19 protein-coding genes and 1 riboswitch are annotated in these 15,503 nt (G+C 42.0%); of the genes, 5 read left to right on the top strand and 14 right to left on the bottom strand.

Annotated features, from left to right (window positions below; genetic code table 11):
• Nucleotides 1-91: 91 nt before the first annotated feature.
• The gene (locus tag K5Q58_RS11275; RefSeq protein WP_220754028.1) at nt 92-1,957 is read left to right on the top strand and encodes a M14 family metallopeptidase; all 1,866 of its coding nucleotides are present in this window, start codon (nt 92-94) and stop codon (nt 1,955-1,957) included.
• Between the two features lie 64 nt (nt 1,958-2,021).
• Here the strand turns inward: K5Q58_RS11275 and K5Q58_RS11270 are convergent, their stop codons facing one another.
• Nucleotides 2,022-2,339, bottom strand: coding sequence for a GIY-YIG nuclease family protein (locus tag K5Q58_RS11270; protein WP_220754027.1), 318 nt, complete (start codon nt 2,337-2,339; stop codon nt 2,022-2,024).
• Nucleotides 2,340-2,474: 135 nt separating this feature from the next.
• On the opposite strand from K5Q58_RS11270, the gene moeA reads away from it, so the two are divergent.
• From moeA to K5Q58_RS11255, 3 genes are all read left to right on the top strand, one after another.
• Nucleotides 2,475-3,725, top strand: coding sequence for a molybdopterin molybdotransferase MoeA (gene moeA, locus K5Q58_RS11265; protein WP_220754026.1), 1,251 nt, complete (start codon nt 2,475-2,477; stop codon nt 3,723-3,725).
• Between the two features lie 16 nt (nt 3,726-3,741).
• Nucleotides 3,742-4,527: a molybdopterin-synthase adenylyltransferase MoeB gene (moeB, locus tag K5Q58_RS11260; protein ID WP_220754025.1), complete on the top strand. Its 786-nt coding sequence runs from the start codon at nt 3,742-3,744 to the stop codon at nt 4,525-4,527.
• Nucleotides 4,528-4,681: 154 nt separating this feature from the next.
• A complete protein-coding gene (locus tag K5Q58_RS11255) occupies nt 4,682-4,939 on the top strand; it encodes a DUF333 domain-containing protein (protein ID WP_220754024.1) in 258 nt (85 codons plus the stop codon).
• Between the two features lie 65 nt (nt 4,940-5,004).
• Here K5Q58_RS11255 and K5Q58_RS11250 read toward each other — a convergent pair whose 3' ends face one another.
• Entirely contained in the window at nt 5,005-5,214 is a 210-nt protein-coding gene (locus K5Q58_RS11250; RefSeq protein ID WP_220754023.1) for a DUF2986 domain-containing protein, read from the bottom strand.
• A 196-nt stretch (nt 5,215-5,410) separates the two neighbouring features.
• Complete coding sequence (locus K5Q58_RS11245; RefSeq protein WP_220754022.1) at nt 5,411-5,578, bottom strand: YqaE/Pmp3 family membrane protein; 168 nt, start codon at nt 5,576-5,578, stop codon at nt 5,411-5,413.
• Nucleotides 5,579-5,815: 237 nt separating this feature from the next.
• Here K5Q58_RS11245 and K5Q58_RS11240 point away from each other — a divergent pair, with 237 nt between their 5' ends.
• The gene (locus K5Q58_RS11240) at nt 5,816-6,913 is read left to right on the top strand and encodes a GGDEF domain-containing protein (RefSeq protein WP_220754021.1); all 1,098 of its coding nucleotides are present in this window, start codon (nt 5,816-5,818) and stop codon (nt 6,911-6,913) included.
• 6 nt (nt 6,914-6,919) lie between these two features.
• Here the strand turns inward: K5Q58_RS11240 and K5Q58_RS11235 are convergent, their stop codons facing one another.
• From K5Q58_RS11235 to moaA, 11 genes are all read right to left on the bottom strand, one after another.
• Complete coding sequence (locus tag K5Q58_RS11235; RefSeq protein ID WP_220754020.1) at nt 6,920-7,591, bottom strand: TIGR01621 family pseudouridine synthase; 672 nt, start codon at nt 7,589-7,591, stop codon at nt 6,920-6,922.
• Between the two features lie 53 nt (nt 7,592-7,644).
• Nucleotides 7,645-8,883: a sensor histidine kinase gene (locus tag K5Q58_RS11230; RefSeq protein WP_374758498.1), complete on the bottom strand. Its 1,239-nt coding sequence runs from the start codon at nt 8,881-8,883 to the stop codon at nt 7,645-7,647.
• Between the two features lie 67 nt (nt 8,884-8,950).
• A complete protein-coding gene (locus tag K5Q58_RS11225) occupies nt 8,951-9,628 on the bottom strand; it encodes a response regulator transcription factor (protein ID WP_220754018.1) in 678 nt (225 codons plus the stop codon).
• 58 nt (nt 9,629-9,686) lie between these two features.
• Complete coding sequence (locus K5Q58_RS11220) at nt 9,687-10,211, bottom strand: PepSY domain-containing protein (RefSeq protein WP_220754017.1); 525 nt, start codon at nt 10,209-10,211, stop codon at nt 9,687-9,689.
• Nucleotides 10,212-10,294: 83 nt separating this feature from the next.
• Nucleotides 10,295-11,401, bottom strand: coding sequence for an ABC transporter ATP-binding protein (locus K5Q58_RS11215; RefSeq protein WP_220754016.1), 1,107 nt, complete (start codon nt 11,399-11,401; stop codon nt 10,295-10,297).
• Nucleotides 11,382-12,062, bottom strand: a complete 681-nt coding sequence (gene modB / locus K5Q58_RS11210) for a molybdate ABC transporter permease subunit (protein WP_220754015.1) — start codon at nt 12,060-12,062, stop codon at nt 11,382-11,384. Before modB ends, K5Q58_RS11215 begins: the two co-directional genes overlap by 20 nt.
• Nucleotides 12,063-12,065: 3 nt before the next feature.
• Nucleotides 12,066-12,941, bottom strand: coding sequence for a molybdate ABC transporter substrate-binding protein (gene modA, locus K5Q58_RS11205; protein ID WP_220754014.1), 876 nt, complete (start codon nt 12,939-12,941; stop codon nt 12,066-12,068).
• 18 nt (nt 12,942-12,959) lie between these two features.
• Nucleotides 12,960-13,448, bottom strand: coding sequence for a molybdopterin synthase catalytic subunit MoaE (gene moaE, locus K5Q58_RS11200; protein WP_220754013.1), 489 nt, complete (start codon nt 13,446-13,448; stop codon nt 12,960-12,962).
• Nucleotide 13,449: 1 nt separating this feature from the next.
• Nucleotides 13,450-13,698 (bottom strand): molybdopterin synthase sulfur carrier subunit, encoded by a 249-nt coding sequence (gene moaD / locus K5Q58_RS11195; protein ID WP_220754012.1) that lies wholly within the window; start codon nt 13,696-13,698, stop codon nt 13,450-13,452.
• Between the two features lie 75 nt (nt 13,699-13,773).
• The gene (gene moaC, locus K5Q58_RS11190) at nt 13,774-14,256 is read right to left on the bottom strand and encodes a cyclic pyranopterin monophosphate synthase MoaC (RefSeq protein WP_220754011.1); all 483 of its coding nucleotides are present in this window, start codon (nt 14,254-14,256) and stop codon (nt 13,774-13,776) included.
• 98 nt (nt 14,257-14,354) lie between these two features.
• Nucleotides 14,355-15,335 carry a GTP 3',8-cyclase MoaA gene (gene moaA / locus K5Q58_RS11185; protein WP_220754010.1) on the bottom strand — a complete coding sequence of 327 codons (981 nt, stop codon included), beginning with the start codon at nt 15,333-15,335 and terminating at the stop codon, nt 14,355-14,357.
• Nucleotides 15,323-15,456, bottom strand: a riboswitch (molybdenum cofactor riboswitch). It overlaps the preceding gene by 13 nt.
• Nucleotides 15,457-15,503 lie beyond the last annotated feature (47 nt).

Here is a 15,503-nt window from a genome sequence, read left to right as displayed (position 1 = left end):
TCCTCAATTACTTAACGCTAAGCTCTTGTCACACTGCCTATTTGATTTAAGATAAAACAACATTCTATTTGCTCATACCATAGGGATATCTATGCGCCGCGCCATACTCGCCAGTTTCATTATCAATTCACTATTTTCATTTGCTAGTGTGGCCGAAATACCTAAACAGGAAGTAAATGAGCAAATCGAAAAGCCTCACAGTACTAGTTTGGCTGCAGACACTTTTATTAACGATGTTATTTTACCGCCGATTCATCCATGGCAAGGTCAAAGTGAGGCTCTTATTTTAGACGCTTCCGCCCCATGGTCTACGCCATTTGAACAAAATGGCTTAACCAATAGCCCTAATTATCATGACACCCACCAATGGCTAACTAAACTCGTTGAAAATAGTGATTCATTGTCACAAGTATCTATAGGTAAAAGCCCTCAAGGTCGAGATATTTGGATGGTGGTAGCTTCAGAATCTGGCGCAGCTACTCCTGAAGCCCTTCAGGAAAGCAACAAGCCTACCGTTTTAGTGCAAGCAGGTATTCACTCTGGTGAGATAGACGGTAAAGATGCAGGCATGATGCTACTCAGAGATATAACCCAAGGCGATAAACAAGCACTACTCGATAAAGTAAATCTGTTATTTGTACCTATATTGAGTGTCGACGGCCATGAACGTAGTAATGAATTTAATCGAGTCAATCAACGTGGACCTGTTGATATGGGCTGGCGAACGAATGCAAGAAATCTTAATTTAAACCGAGACTATGCCAAGTTAGACACCCTTGAATTACAGCACATGATCAGAGCCATCAATGTTTGGCAACCTGACCTATATATTGATGTGCATGTTACTGATGGCATTGATTACCAATACGATGTGACCTTTGGCTATAACGTTAAACAAGGATATAGCCCAGCAAGTTTTGAGTGGTTAGAAAAATACTATCGCCCTGAAGTTGAGGCAGCCCTTTCCGACAATGGTCATGTACCGGGTCCATTAGTATTTGCTATAGACAATACTGACCTTTCAAAAGGCTTGTCTTACTGGAACCCAAGTCCACGATTTTCAAATGGATACGGTGACGCTCGCCACCTACCAACAATTTTAATTGAAAACCATAGTCTAAAACCGTTTAGACAACGTGTTTTAGGTACATATGTGATGCTGGAGCAAACCTTAAAAACAGTGGCAACACATGGTACTAAATTAAAAGCAGCAATATACGAGGATAAATACCAGCGCCAACAACAAATCCCATTAACCTGGAATACTGTTGAGCAAGCGGGTTGGGATTTCAAAGGCATAGGTTATTCACTCGAAACCAGTGAGATTAGTGGTACAGAAGTAGTGCGCTGGAATGGTCAGCCAATGCTATATCCAAACTTACCTGTGATGGGGAATACTGAAGCGAATATCAAAACTCAGCGACCAAAGTTCTACTATATCCCTGCGCAGTGGCATCAAGTAATAGATCGTCTGTCGATTCATGGGGTACGTATGGCTCCATTAACTGAAGCCAAAACGGTTAAAGTCAGTCAGTATCAATTTACTGAGCCAAAATTTAACGCTAAAGACTATGAAGGCAGACAGCGTGTCACTGCCACCAGTGAAAAGGTTAAAATCGAAACCACCTTGCCTGTTGGCACCATCCAAATCTCCACTAATCAACCTTTAGGTGATTTAGCAATTTTATTGCTTGAACCTCAATCTGCTGATTCATTTTTCCAGTGGGGCTTTTTTAATAGCATCTTTACTCGTACTGAGTACATCGAAGATTATGCAGTCGAACCACTGGCAGCAAAAATGTTGGCTGAAGATGAAACCTTAGCGGCAGAGTTTAGACTCGCTTTAGAGGATGAAAGCTTTGCAAATGATTCAAAAGCAAGACTGCGCTGGTTTTATGAAAGAAGTCCGTATTTCGATGAGCAATATATGAAATATCCAGTATTACGCTCCCAATAAGCAATTGTAAAAAAGCCACCTTATGAAGTGGCTTTTTTTAGTTTTGTAGATGGTACTCGTCAAACTATTCGTGCTGATAAGAGGCGATTAAGTCTAACTTATTGCTGCGATTTAACTTTTTCACAGCGAGCTCGCGTTTTGTAGCAGCGCTTCTATCAACTGCATTTTCTTGGTAAACCAAGGTTAGCGGTCCTTTGCCTTTTAAATATTTAGCCCCTTTGGCGCCGCCCGCTTGATGCTCAGCAAAACGTCTATTCACGTCTGTCGTAATACCGGTATATAAATGACCGTTATGACATTTTACTATATAGAGAAACCACTCTACCTGTTTTGATGAAAGTCCAATGGGTTTCTCTGTTGTATCGCTACTCTTGCTGGACATAGATATAAAAAACCTTTGGTCTGATCATAGTTATCTGTGGCTATCATGGCATAATGCGGTATCAAAAATGAATCTTATTATCTAAGTCCGTCTTAGACGAACCACAACATGGCAAATGCCATGTGAGGAGCAACGATGTCAACAAAATCTGATGCCTGCGCACAGCCAGGATTAATGCACCCAACAGACGCTATTAAAGCTTTACTTGATCAAGTTAATGTCATCGATCACAGTGAAATGGTGAGCTTAAATGAAGCCGTTGGCCGCATACTATCTGAAGATTTGGCATCTTGTATCGACCTACCACCATTTGATAATTCATCTATGGACGGTTACGCGTTTAAATTCGACGAGCTTACTGGCGATACAGCAACGACCTTAACTTTAGTCGGTACTTCTTTTGCAGGTCACCCTTACAAGGGTAAGTTCCCAGCCAATAGCTGTATCCGCATAATGACTGGAGCACCCGTCCCAGCTGGTTACGACACGGTTCAAATGCAAGAGAAGACTTCGGCAGATGGCGACAACATCACCATCGAGCACCCTAAAGCAAAAGGTAATAGCATTCGTTACCGCGGAGAAGAATTGGTCGCAGGAACCAATGTGCTTAAAAGTGGCACCCAAATTCGCGCAGCTGAAATGGGCGTATTAGCCACCATCGGTATCAGTCAAGTTCGCGTTAAAGCGCGCCTTAAAGTGGCTTTTTTCTCCACTGGTGATGAATTACGCCCTGTGGGAAGCGACCTTGCACCTGGACAAATATATGATTCAAACCGCTACTCCATCAAAGGCCTGCTTACCCAAGCCAATGTTGAATGGATTGACTTAGGTGTTATCGAAGATGACAAAGAAGCTATTCGCGGCGCATTTAAAGAAGCCGCGAGTAAAGCAGATATGGTACTGACATCGGGCGGCGTTTCAGTCGGTGATGCGGATTACACCAAGCAAATACTGTCAGAAGAAGGTGAAATCACCTTTTGGCGCTTAGCGATTAAACCAGGTAAACCATTTGCCTTTGGTAAGTTAGGCAAAGCGGTATTTTGCGGACTGCCGGGTAACCCAGTTTCATCTATGGTGACCTTTTACAAACTTGTTTGGCCAATCGTCAATAAGATGCAAGGCTTATCGGTGAAAGAGCCGTTAATTGTAAAAGCGACACTGACAACTCCAATTCGCAAACAACCGGGACGTGCGGAATACCAACGCGGTATTTTAAGTCGTGATGAAAATGGTGAGCTTGTGGTTGCCTCAACCGGTGGTCAAGGTTCAGGTATGTTGACTTCAATGAGCTTAGCAAATTGCTTTATTAACCTAGAGCAAGAGCAAGGCGATGTCGCATCGGGTACTACCGTTAATGTTGAACCATTCAACAGCGTATTGTGTTAATCGCGAAGGAAATTTAATGAGTAATTTACCTAAAAATGCTGATGATGTTGATATTTTGTCAGATAACGAAATGCTTCGTTATAGTCGCCAAATATCGATTAAAGCGATGGATATCGAAGGCCAAGAAAAACTTAAACAAGCTAAAGTACTGGTAATAGGCGCAGGAGGTTTAGGTTGTACCGTTACGCAATACCTTGCTGTTGCTGGCATAGGTGAAATGACCATTGTTGATTTCGACACAGTTGAACTGTCGAACTTACAACGCCAAGTATTGCATCATGATGAAAATGTTGGTCAAGCCAAAGTTGATTCAGCAAAGCAAACTTTAGCTCAATTGAATCCGCTTATCACCATCAATACCATCAACGAATTCCTTGATGAAGCGCGTATTGAACAGTTGGTATCTGAGCACATGTTAGTACTAGACTGCACTGATAATGTTCAAGTCAGAGAACAACTTAACCAAAGCTGTTTTAACCACAAAGTCAGTTTTATTTCTGCTGCGGCAATTCGTATGGAAGGCACGGTAACGGTATTTGATTATCAAGCATCATCACCTTGTTATCACTGCTACAGCAGTTTATTTGGCGAGCAACAACTCACCTGTGTCGAGTCAGGCATTTTAGCACCTGTTGTTGGTTTAGTAGGTTGTATTCAAGCGACTGAAGCCATTAAAGCCATTAGTCATATGGGTGAAGGATTAAATGGTCGTATTCTGATGATTGATGCTATGACGATGGAGTTTCGTGAAATGAAACTTCCAAAACAAGCTAACTGCTCTGTGTGCTCGGCATCTGAGTAACGGTTTTCAACCAGCAAGTTTCAATAATCAAAGTTTTACTAAAAGTTGTAATCTTGGCTATAGTTGATAAAAGAAAAATCGCTGTGTTATCAGCATTCTTTTATAAGGCTCTTTCATAGATCTTGTTAACGGAACCCTGTTATAGGAACACACTATGTTTGCTCAATCGACTATAGCCAATTTTAGTAAAGCGATATTCAGTACAGCACTTATCATCAGTTTAACTGCCTGTTCGGGTGATGACATTAAGCCACTCAATATGACCAATCCTGCTGCTGATTACTGTATTGATAACGGCGGTACACGAGAAACGGTTGAACATATTAATGGCGATGTTTCTCTGTGTACATTACCTGATGGTGAAGTGATTGAAGAGTGGGAATTGTTTAGGCGAGACCATCAAAAAAGTTAGCTCTTTCTGCTAAATGCTTTTTATTTAAAAGCTTTCAATTTAAATGCTTTCAATAACTATTACGATTAAACGGCTTGCTCTGTGGTAGGTTCCGCTCCGATAAGCACATCTTGACTCTCTTCTTTAGCCACATCAGCAATACCTTCACTTGCCACAGAAGCTACAACGCGATCTGCTTTAGCGATATATTTAGGCTTATTGCTACCCGCTTTTTTTGCATTGGCCTTTTTGGCTTTACCTTTGAGAGTTTGGTTAATCTTTTTACGTCTATTCATATCAATGTCACCTTAAACTCTCTGATACTGTACTCATGGAATGCAAGCGGGATAAATCGGAGTGCGATTTTACAATTGTAGGCATAAAAATACCAACTCCAAATTGGCAGAGTTGGTATTTATCACTGAGCTCATAACAACTTTATTTAGTTAAATAAGCCTATTCCATTACTTGCTAATCGCTAAAGGGTAGCGATTAATCTTGCACTACCACCCAAATGGCGTGGATCAAGCCCGGAACAAAAAAGAGTAAACACAAAATAATATTTATCAGTAAGTCTTTTCCCATGCCTTTTTTCAAAAACACAGCCACAGGCGGTAAGAGGATTGCGATGACAATGAGCAGTAGTTTATTTGTATCCATAATTCTTTTTTATCCTTTTAATTTTCAAAAATTAATCAACCAAACTGGACATAAATGCAACAATTTGTGAAACAGATCAAATATTATTATGATGTTATATTAAATCAACTTATCCTTAATTTTTAATCATTTAATACAGGCTCAATGATAGAAAATAGTAGCAGTCTCATTTTAATTCAAATGATTTGTATCTTGTGCTTCGCAGGAACAATCGCATGGACAGTAATGGTTATCCCTATGCGGGTAGCACCCAGTGCTAGCCGGCGTTTTGCGTTAGCCAACCTTTGCGTTTTACTCGGCATGCTGCTTTACACTCAACGAACCCAAGAACCAAGTTATCTGCATTGGCTAGTAGCTGACAATATAATTCTAGTCGGTTTTTGCTTTTTACGCTGGGGAGCACAACGACTTTACCATTTAACATCAAGCCATCGATTTGATCTTACACTCATTCTTAGCTCAATCGGCTTGATGCTAATAGTAAAACCACAAGCCACTAGTTCTGCATATTTAATGATTATCCTATCTCTGGCTGCTGCAGTTTGCTTTATCATGTTGGCCAAAGATCATTACGTTGCATTTAAAGACAATTTTACAGCTTATGCCACTTATTGGCTGGTAGTCCCGATTGCGCTTATTGGCATGATGTTTTTGGTCAGAGCATTAATCCTAATAATCTATCCAGAAAAAGTCGCCACTTATGCTGCATTTAATACTGAAGAATCGATACCAATTTTGTGGGTTTATATTGTATTAATCCTGTTGATGAATATTCTGATTATTGGCAACACTATCAATCGTCTTGTGGTAAAAATTATGACCCTGGCGAACAAAGATGCCTTAACGGGGCTTTGGAACCGCAATGCTTTACAAACAAAGCTCACCTTAGAGCACGCTCGCTGGTTAAGAGATAAAGTCAGTTACAGTATAATTTTGATTGATTTAGACCACTTTAAACAAATTAACGATGCCCATGGCCACACAGCGGGTGATGAAGTATTAAAACTTGCAGCTAAACAACTTAATAGCGTTACCCGTAAGATTGATTACTTATGCCGATATGGCGGCGAAGAGTTTGTATTGATATTACCACTAACAACAGAACGAAAAGCCCTTTGCGTTGCTGAAAAGCTACAACAAACCTTAGCGGAAATAAACTTTACATGGCGTGGTACGCCTATTGCTATTCAAGCCAGTATTGGTTGCGCTACGATTCAAAAAGACTTGCCAGTGGAAGCATTATTACATTTGGCGGATAAAGCGATGTACCAAGCAAAAGCCAGTGGTCGTAATTGCATTAAAGTAGCTAATACAGCAAAGCCAAATTACAACTAAAAGAGGTTATTTAGGCCAAGGTAAATTTGCTGGGGTTTGCCAAGCATCTAGCAGTTGTTGTTCCACTAATTGATTTAAAAAAGCTATGCCAATTTGTGGTACTTGCTTGAACTGAAAACGCTCACCTTGATACTCAAAATCTAGCGCCATTGCATGCAAATAGCATCTGTCAGCCGCTTCACCGCCGTAAAGTTCATCACCTAAAATTGGCACACCGATACTGCTTAACGCTACACGAAGTTGATGGGTTTTACCGCTCAAAGGTTTAAGTAGATATAATCTTAACCCATTGTCGATAGACTGGGAGAAAAACTGGGTGATTGCAGGGTTTGTTTTAGTGCGTAGCAGCTTGTACATACTGCGACGGGACTTAGCCATATCACCAATAATTCCACCCTGTTTCTTTTTAGGTTTACCTTTAGCTATCGCCACATAAAACTTTTGAATTTTATGCTCGCTAAACAGCGCAGTGAATATCGCAGCCACTTGAGAAGATTTAGCCAAAATGAGTAAGCCTGATGTGGGAGTATCAAGACGATGAACAGCAAACAACTTAATCTTTAAGTCAGCCTCAACCTGCGCCACCACACCAGCGGTGCCATCTTGGCTATGAAAGTGCACATTAGGTAACTTATTAATAACGATGAAGTCTGGATGCTGCTGTATGATTTGGTACATAGTCTCGACTCTAGAGCCTGTTGAGGTCACTTAACTGCATTAAGCAACAAGGACTAGAATCGAATATCGACTATCAGTCCAGGATGGTTATCTTTCAATTCGATTTTAGCATGGTGACGAGATAAAATCGCTTTCACCATAGATAACCCAAGGCCAGTGCCTTTGTGATGACGGCTCGGATCTAATCGCACTAAGCGCTCGAATACCCTTTCTTTGTCTTCATCGCTAATACCTGGGCCATTATCAATAATTTGAATCTTTCTGCCCGACTGCACAATCTGAATCTTTGCATCTTCTGGCGCATATTTAATCGCATTATCGACCAAGTTAAACAGTGCTTGGAATAATAAGTATTTATCACCCGATATGGTCACATCTTTATCAACGTCCAAGGTTAATACTTGCTGTTTTGACTCAGCAACCACTTCAGCCATTTCAAACAAATCTTCACATAAAAGCTGCAAACTCACTGGCTGCATATCTAATGTTTGCTGGCCTTCTTCAATTCGCGTTAACGATAGCATCGCATCGAAAGTTGCCAGACAATGATCTAGCTCTTCAAGCAACATAGCAGTGAGCTCTGGGACTTGCTCAGTAGGCTTATTAGGGAGTTGTTCAATGCCTATTCGTAAATGCGATAAAGGCGTTCTTAAATCGTGGGCGATATTATCGGTCACCCCTCGAACAGACATTAAGTTGTGTTCTAGGGTATCGAGCACCCGATTAAATTGCCCTGCAAGCATATCAAACTCATCTTGATTATGACTGACAGGTAAGCGGGTATTGTACTCACCTTGTTCTATCTTTTCACAGAGTAAATTGTATTGTACTAAGCGTCTTAAAATCGCTTTAGAAAATACAAAACCAACCGCTAAGGTTATCCCTAAGGTAAAAGCTACTGCCCAAAAAGCGGCATTAATAAATTTATCGATTAATGCAGCTAAGTTATCGGTACGAGTTGCTATCAATACTGGCCCATAATGGGTCATAACTATGCCACCGGTGAGAATATGAAGCTTATCTGGGCCACCGGTTAATATGGGAAAGTCTCGAGTTTTAGGCAACACGGGCATGTTGTCGGGCACAAAACTTAATGCACCCACCATATCGACGCTATTTCGCCATGCAATAAGCGCTGTTTTCGGATCTGCTGCGCGAATTTGTGCAGCAAAGCTTCGACGGTCAACCGTTAAAGCAAGCTGTTGATAACGCTGCATTTCAGTAGCAAGATGCTGCTCAACCTGATTCTCTTGTTCAATCACAAGCTGGCGGTATAAACCAAATACCAGCATTACAATCAACAAGGTCACTAAGGTTGAGAAGATCAGCGTTATCCGCCAAGCACTACTTTGGTAGGGTTTAATTCCCTTTGCAAAGGCGATATCCAGCCCCTCGAACGGTTTCGATAATTTCAGGGTGGCCTAGTTCTTCAAATTTACGGCGAAGTTTAGCAATATGTACATCAATCACATTGGTGCGAGGATCGAAGTGATAATCCCATACTGCTTCAAATAACAAGGTACGACTAATCACTTGATTAGGGTGTTCCATTAGATATTTAAGTAACTGAAACTCTTTAGGTTGCAGCATTAATTCATGCTCATCTAATGTGACTTTACGTGTCAGCAATTCCATTCTTAAATTGCCCACTTCAAGGTCGGTATTGGCCGCAGAAGGGGCATTACGTTGAATAAGCTTTTCTGCGCGAACTTGCAGTTCGGCAAAGGCAAAAGGCTTAGTCATGTAATCATCACCGCCAGCACGTAAGCCTTTTACGCGCTCATCAACATGACTTAGCGCAGATAGGATTAATACCGGAGTTTGATTGCCATTATTACGCAGTGCCGTCAGCAAAGTCAGTCCGTCTAGCTGGGGGAGCATGCGGTCTAAAATAATGATGTCGTATTGATTATGTTTTGCTTGGTGCAAGCCATCATGGCCATTGGTCGCTGTATCAACTTGATATTGCTGCGCGGTAAAACCTTCAGCAACATATTGTAGTGTTGTCGCATCGTCTTCAACGATTAATACTCGCATAGTGCTATTCCTTAGTTTTACAGCTTGTCACTGTAAAAATACTTATTGCCAAGTCACATTAGTCCCACTGCAACAAAGGCAGCGGACGTAAATCTTCAATATCAAAAGCAATCGTGTGTTTGCTTGAGACATTGAGTAATTTTAATTCTAGGTAACTGATTGCTAAGTCGTGATCTAACTCAGCTTCGATTAAATAACCTGTCTGGCCTTGTTGCGCCATTCTGACTAATTCAGTGAAGGTCATTTGCTTCTTGATTAATACACGTGCAGCTTTGATTTGGTCTAAATCATCAGATTCAAACGCAGATAATTTTTTAGTAATTAAACTGCCGTCGGTCGCATCAAAGGAGAATTCAGTAATTTCACTATCATCGAGGTTCAGTAAGTCAATTTCGTAAATTAACTGACCGTTTTCAACATCCATATCGAACGATGAAATAATACCGCTATATTCAGTTTCTATTTGTTCAATCACGATAAGCGGTTGTACGTATTCCCCCTTAGAGAGCAAGGTATGCATACTCGGGGTTGCCATCACCATAGATGGAAATACGACTAACAACGACAGAACGATTCGGAACATGAAAGCCTCAAGATGAGAATTGGAATAGTGTTACTTTACCTAAGCCCAGCAAAAGACCCAAGCATTGTAAGATTAATAATTGATCATGATTCTAGAATATGAACTTGCTCAGATTTAAGCGCTATCGTGGTCGCAAGCCCTGCTTTTAAAGAGAGCTTTTCAGCCAAATGAGATGGGATATCCATGTTAAACACTTCATCCACATCTGCCATTCTAGCCTTAACACGCACAGACTCCCCCATGACTAACATCGACTCAATAACAATATCGAGTTTATTGATACTACGACATAAACGACCACTAGAAATCGCGTTAAAACGAATACCTTGATTAGGAATAACCCAACGTACTTGCTGGCCTATCGTTAACTCGGGCGCACTGTCACTGGCAATAATTTGCTCGCCCATTTTAAGCCAAGTAATATTGGCATTAGAGTCTCGACCACTGACTTCGGCATTAAAGATGTTTCTAAGCCCCATCTGCCTTGCAACGGTTTCATTGCGAGGGTGAGATAACACTTCAAATGGCTCACCTTGCTGCAACATATTACCTTGGCTAATTAAAATCATTTTATCAGCAAGCAACAACGCTTCGTTCATATCATGAGTCACCATAATCACCGGTATCGATAACTGCGATTTTAATCTGGCTAACTCTATGTATAAGCGCTCACGGGTTTCTCTATCAACCGCAGAAAACGGTTCATCAAGTAATAACACCGAAGGTTCACGGGCTAATGCCCTCGCTAAAGCCACACGTTGACGCTGACCACCAGATAATTGCCCAGGCAACCTAGCAGGCAGTCCATGTAAGTTAACGCGCTCAAGCCAGTCTAGGGCCCTTGCCTTGCGTTCGCTTTTGGGAATGTGGTCCAACCCTGAAATGACATTTTCAAGCGCTGTAAGATGTGGAAATAAGCCAAAATGTTGCGGCACATAACCAATATGTCGCTGCTGAGGTGATAGATGAACATTATTTTTATCATCAAACCATCGCTGTTCACCACATTCAATTCGTCCTTTTTCTGGTGAGCTTAACCCTGAAATCATACGTAACAAGGTTGTTTTACCACCACCTGATGGCCCAACGACAGCCAACACCTCACCCGCTTTACAACTAAATTTTGCCGTTAAAGGGATCGGTGACAATTGTGATATTTCACAGTACAAATCAGCGTTGTTGGTTGGCATTGTGGCCTCCTAAACGCTTTGAAAGGCTGGTAGTAATGGCAAGTACACTCACTGCGAACACCAATAACACTAGCGACATCGTGCCAGCTGATTCGAAATCAAATGCCTGCACACTGTCGTATATGGCAATCGAAATGGTTTTAGTCTCACCAGCAATGTTACCGCCAAGCATTAATACCACGCCAAACTCACCTAATACATGAGAAAAGCACAACACCACGGCAGTCAATATTCCAGGCCAAATCATCGGCAATTCAATTTTGGCAAAAATGCGCCACCAGCTCATGCCACAACATGCTGCTGCATCAGGGATATCGTGAGGGATGGTTTCAAAGGCGCGTTGTATCGGCTGCACGGCAAAGGGAATATTAACTAGGATAGAAGCTATCACTAAACCTGAAAAATTAAACACAAGTTGAGCACCAAAAAGTTGCTCAACCCATTGTCCTACCCAGCTCTGACTGCCTAAACCAACGAGTAAGTAGTAGCCAATAACGGTTGGCGGCAATACCAATGGCACCATGATCAGTGCTTCAACCCACGACTTGCCACGAAATTGTTTGTACGCTAAAAAGCGGCCAACAAAAATAGCCATTGGAATCAAAATTAACACTGTAACTGTACTTAACTTGGCGGAGAGCCACAGTGACTGCCAGTCCATAACTTACTGCTCCGCTACTTGCTGTCTTGGCCTTGGGGCTCGAAGTTTAGGTTGGTGTAAATGATGCTTATCGCTGATGCTGGCGGGAAAACCAAAACCATACTGTTTTAGTACTTGTTGAGCAGCAGTGGATTGCATGTACTGATAAAACTGTTTAGTGGTTTCACCCGCTTTAGGGGTCATGACCATGCGCTGATTAATCGGTTGATATAAAGCCTGAGGGATCTCAACATAGCGCCCCATCTTGGTAAATTGCGGCGCAGATGCTAAAGATAACGCCACAATGCCGCCTTGTGCTGAACCACTTAAAGAAAATTGTGCGGCTTGGGAAACATTTTCTCCCATAATGATGGTGGCCTGTAACTCTGACCAAAGGCCTTTGCTTTCAAGCAAAGCTTGAGCACGTTCACCATAAGGTGCATGGGCAGGATTAGCAATAACAAAGCGCTTTATCTCACCATTCGAGACAGCCTGAGCAAGCCCTGTTAATTCGGAATCGAGTTGTAGTGAAGAATTATTTGGCGCGACTATAGCGAGTTTGCCAACGGCATAAATATCGCCATCAGAATCGGTTTTACCCGCTTTATGCAATTGCTGTACATAAAACTCGTCTGCACTAAGCAGCATTTCAAAAGGCGCACCATGCTGAATTTGTGCAACAAAGTTACCTGAAGAACCGTAGGAAACTCGTACTTTCAATCCTGTCTCAGCGGTAAAGTTTGTCACTATTTCATCTAATGCAAACTTCACATTTGCTGCAGCGGCGATTGCAGGAGGCTTAGCAGCGAGCGCTGAAAACGAAACGAGGCTCACCACCCCAATTAGGCTAGTTAGCAATATTCGCTGAACACCAAGTAACAAACGGCGATGAGCCTTCATAAATCCAGCATCCTTAATTTACTTAGCGTCGTCATTCCACATTGATGCAGCTTGTTCATCTGAATCACGGGCTTCAACCCAGTTATTACCTTCTTCGCCCGCTTCTAACTTCCAAAAAGGCGCTTTGGTTTTCAAGAAATCTATCAGGAATTCACACGCTGCGAAAGCCGCTTTACGGTGCATACTGGTCACGCCAATAAACACAATTTGCTCGCCTAACTCCATACGGCCAACACGGTGAATAATGGTGACGTAATTTAACGGCCAGCGCTCATATGCTTGTTCAGCCAATTGCACTAACACCGCCTCTGTCATACCCGGATAATGCTCAAGGGTCAGATCGGTCACTGCGCTACCGTCATTAAAGTCGCGCACTTTACCCGCAAACGTCACTACTGCGCCGTCGCTGTTATCGTTAGCTATCGCTGCATATTCATCAGCAACACTGAAATCAGCCGTTTGCACACGAACCACTTGTCTTGGGTTACTATTAGCCGTTACCGTCATATTATCCACCTGTTACTGGTGGGAAAAAGGCAACCTCATCGCCATCAACAACAGTTGCATCCCATGCACTCATGGTTTGATTCACGGCCACCAGTAGTTTGTCCGATGACAACACTTTGGCCCATTTGTCATCTTTAGCAGCTAATGCTTCACGTAGTTGCTCAGTATTGGTGATACCTTCTGCTGCAACTTCAACTTTAGCTGTGCCGAGTAACTCTCTAACTTGTGCAAAAAATAGAACTTGGATCATGTCAATGTCTCGTATTGAGTTGGTCTTACAATTAACGTTTTACGCTGCTGGCTTGTGCTCAATTACCAGCAAAAATTAATCTTCTGCTTGGAAATGACCTGACTTTCCACCACGTTTTTCAAGTAAACGGACTTGGGAAATAATCATGTCTTTTTGAACCGCTTTACACATGTCGTAAATGGTTAACGCGGCAGTTGATGCAGCGGTTAATGCTTCCATTTCCACACCAGTTTTACCAGAAAGTTTACACAAACTCGTGATACGAACGCGGTTAAGTTCTGGCTGAGCTTCAAGATTAACCTCTACTTTGGTCAACATTAAAGGATGACATAAAGGAATTAAGTCAGAGGTTTTTTTAGCGGCTTGAATACCTGCAATTCGAGCGGTAGCAAAAACATCACCTTTGTGATGACTGCCACTCATGATCATTTCAAGTGTACTAGGTGCCATTTCAATGAATGCTTCCGCGCGGGCTTCACGTTCAGTGACATTCTTTTCAGTCACATCGACCATGTGGGCATTGCCATCGGCATTGATATGGGTAAAACAATTGCTCATGCTAACTTGCCTTCTTAAGTCTTAAATTCTGTCGGAGAAAGGAATACTGTTTAGCAGCGTCACTGCTAACACCTTAAGCCGCCAAACTTAGCGCTAGGCTATCCACCAATCGACGCTAAATGCTTGGTCACGCCTGTGATCCCTTGATGTAAATAATGGGTTTCTTCTTTCTGTGCCAATTGGCTATGCAAACGTTCAATTAATTCAGCGCGTTGAGATTCATGCTGTAATAAGTCACGTAAATCAAGACCATTTTCAGTAAACAAACACAAATGCAGTTTACCTTTCGCTGATACCCGCAAACGGTTACAGCTGGCACAGAAGTTTTTGGCATACGGCATAATTAAGCCAATACGACCTTGATAATCTGGGTGGCTAAAGTTTTGAGCAGGGCCATCATCAACACTCGGTAAATCATATAACCAGCCTTCAGACTCAAGCTTTAACTTGATATCTAAGCCCGCTAAATGATGTGCATTAAAGTAATCATGACCTAAGCCTGTTTCCATCAATTCAATAAAACGCAAATCTATCGGCGTGCTTTTGATCCAATGTAAAAAACGTGGCAAATCTTTGTCATTTAAGCCTTTAAGCAGTACAGCGTTGATTTTAATCCGCTCAAACCCAGCCTCAAGCGCTGCATCGATACCTCGCATCACTTGATCAAATTTATTCTCGCCAGTGATTTGATAGAACATTTTAGGGTCTAAGCTATCAACAGAGACGTTAATGCGTCGCAGACCTGCGTCATACCATTCTTTGGCGTGCTTCTCGAGACGATATCCATTGGTTGTTGTAGCAACGGTATTAATGTTGTCATTATCTGCAACAACACGAATGATATCGGTGAAATCTTTGCGAAGGCTTGGCTCACCACCGGTAATACGGATTTTTTGAGTACCGACTTCGCCAAAAGCTGACACTAAATTTTCAATCTCATTTAGTGCTAGAAACTTAGGCTTACCATCAGGTCTATAACCGTCAGGAAGGCAATAGGTACATTTGAAATTACAAACGTCAGTGACTGACATCCGCAGATAGTGAAATCTTCGACCAAAACTGTCTTGTAGTTGGGACATGTTAACCTTTCCAAGTGTGGGAGGTAAGCGCATTTCTTTGCTCACCCCGGTGGCATTATTACCACGGCTAAATACCCGTATCTGTGGACGTAGGGAATAAAGCTCGGAGAACCGTCAACCTTGATTATAGGCCTAAATTCGCTCTAATCAGTACCTTTTTATGACATT

It is taken from the genome of Shewanella sp. KT0246, from assembly GCF_019654955.1.
In the GTDB taxonomy this organism is placed as follows: Bacteria; Pseudomonadota; Gammaproteobacteria; order Enterobacterales; family Shewanellaceae; genus Shewanella; species Shewanella goraebulensis.
Note: the sequence above shows the minus strand (reverse complement) of the source record. Positions and strands in the feature narration are given on the sequence as shown.

Coding starts and splice junctions, on each gene's coding strand:
- K5Q58_RS11275 (WP_220754028.1), top strand. CDS start 92: ATGCGCCGCGCCATACTCGCCAGTTTCATTATCAATTCACTATTTTCA.
- K5Q58_RS11270 (WP_220754027.1), bottom strand. CDS start 2,339: ATGTCCAGCAAGAGTAGCGATACAACAGAGAAACCCATTGGACTTTCA.
- moeA (WP_220754026.1), top strand. CDS start 2,475: ATGTCAACAAAATCTGATGCCTGCGCACAGCCAGGATTAATGCACCCA.
- moeB (WP_220754025.1), top strand. CDS start 3,742: ATGAGTAATTTACCTAAAAATGCTGATGATGTTGATATTTTGTCAGAT.
- K5Q58_RS11255 (WP_220754024.1), top strand. CDS start 4,682: ATGTTTGCTCAATCGACTATAGCCAATTTTAGTAAAGCGATATTCAGT.
- K5Q58_RS11250 (WP_220754023.1), bottom strand. CDS start 5,214: ATGAATAGACGTAAAAAGATTAACCAAACTCTCAAAGGTAAAGCCAAA.
- K5Q58_RS11245 (WP_220754022.1), bottom strand. CDS start 5,578: ATGGATACAAATAAACTACTGCTCATTGTCATCGCAATCCTCTTACCG.
- K5Q58_RS11240 (WP_220754021.1), top strand. CDS start 5,816: ATGCGGGTAGCACCCAGTGCTAGCCGGCGTTTTGCGTTAGCCAACCTT.
- K5Q58_RS11235 (WP_220754020.1), bottom strand. CDS start 7,591: ATGTACCAAATCATACAGCAGCATCCAGACTTCATCGTTATTAATAAG.
- K5Q58_RS11230 (WP_374758498.1), bottom strand. CDS start 8,883: ATGCTGGTATTTGGTTTATACCGCCAGCTTGTGATTGAACAAGAGAAT.
- K5Q58_RS11225 (WP_220754018.1), bottom strand. CDS start 9,628: ATGCGAGTATTAATCGTTGAAGACGATGCGACAACACTACAATATGTT.
- K5Q58_RS11220 (WP_220754017.1), bottom strand. CDS start 10,211: ATGTTCCGAATCGTTCTGTCGTTGTTAGTCGTATTTCCATCTATGGTG.
- K5Q58_RS11215 (WP_220754016.1), bottom strand. CDS start 11,401: ATGCCAACCAACAACGCTGATTTGTACTGTGAAATATCACAATTGTCA.
- modB (WP_220754015.1), bottom strand. CDS start 12,062: ATGGACTGGCAGTCACTGTGGCTCTCCGCCAAGTTAAGTACAGTTACA.
- modA (WP_220754014.1), bottom strand. CDS start 12,941: ATGAAGGCTCATCGCCGTTTGTTACTTGGTGTTCAGCGAATATTGCTA.
- moaE (WP_220754013.1), bottom strand. CDS start 13,448: ATGACGGTAACGGCTAATAGTAACCCAAGACAAGTGGTTCGTGTGCAA.
- moaD (WP_220754012.1), bottom strand. CDS start 13,698: ATGATCCAAGTTCTATTTTTTGCACAAGTTAGAGAGTTACTCGGCACA.
- moaC (WP_220754011.1), bottom strand. CDS start 14,256: ATGAGCAATTGTTTTACCCATATCAATGCCGATGGCAATGCCCACATG.
- moaA (WP_220754010.1), bottom strand. CDS start 15,335: ATGTCCCAACTACAAGACAGTTTTGGTCGAAGATTTCACTATCTGCGG.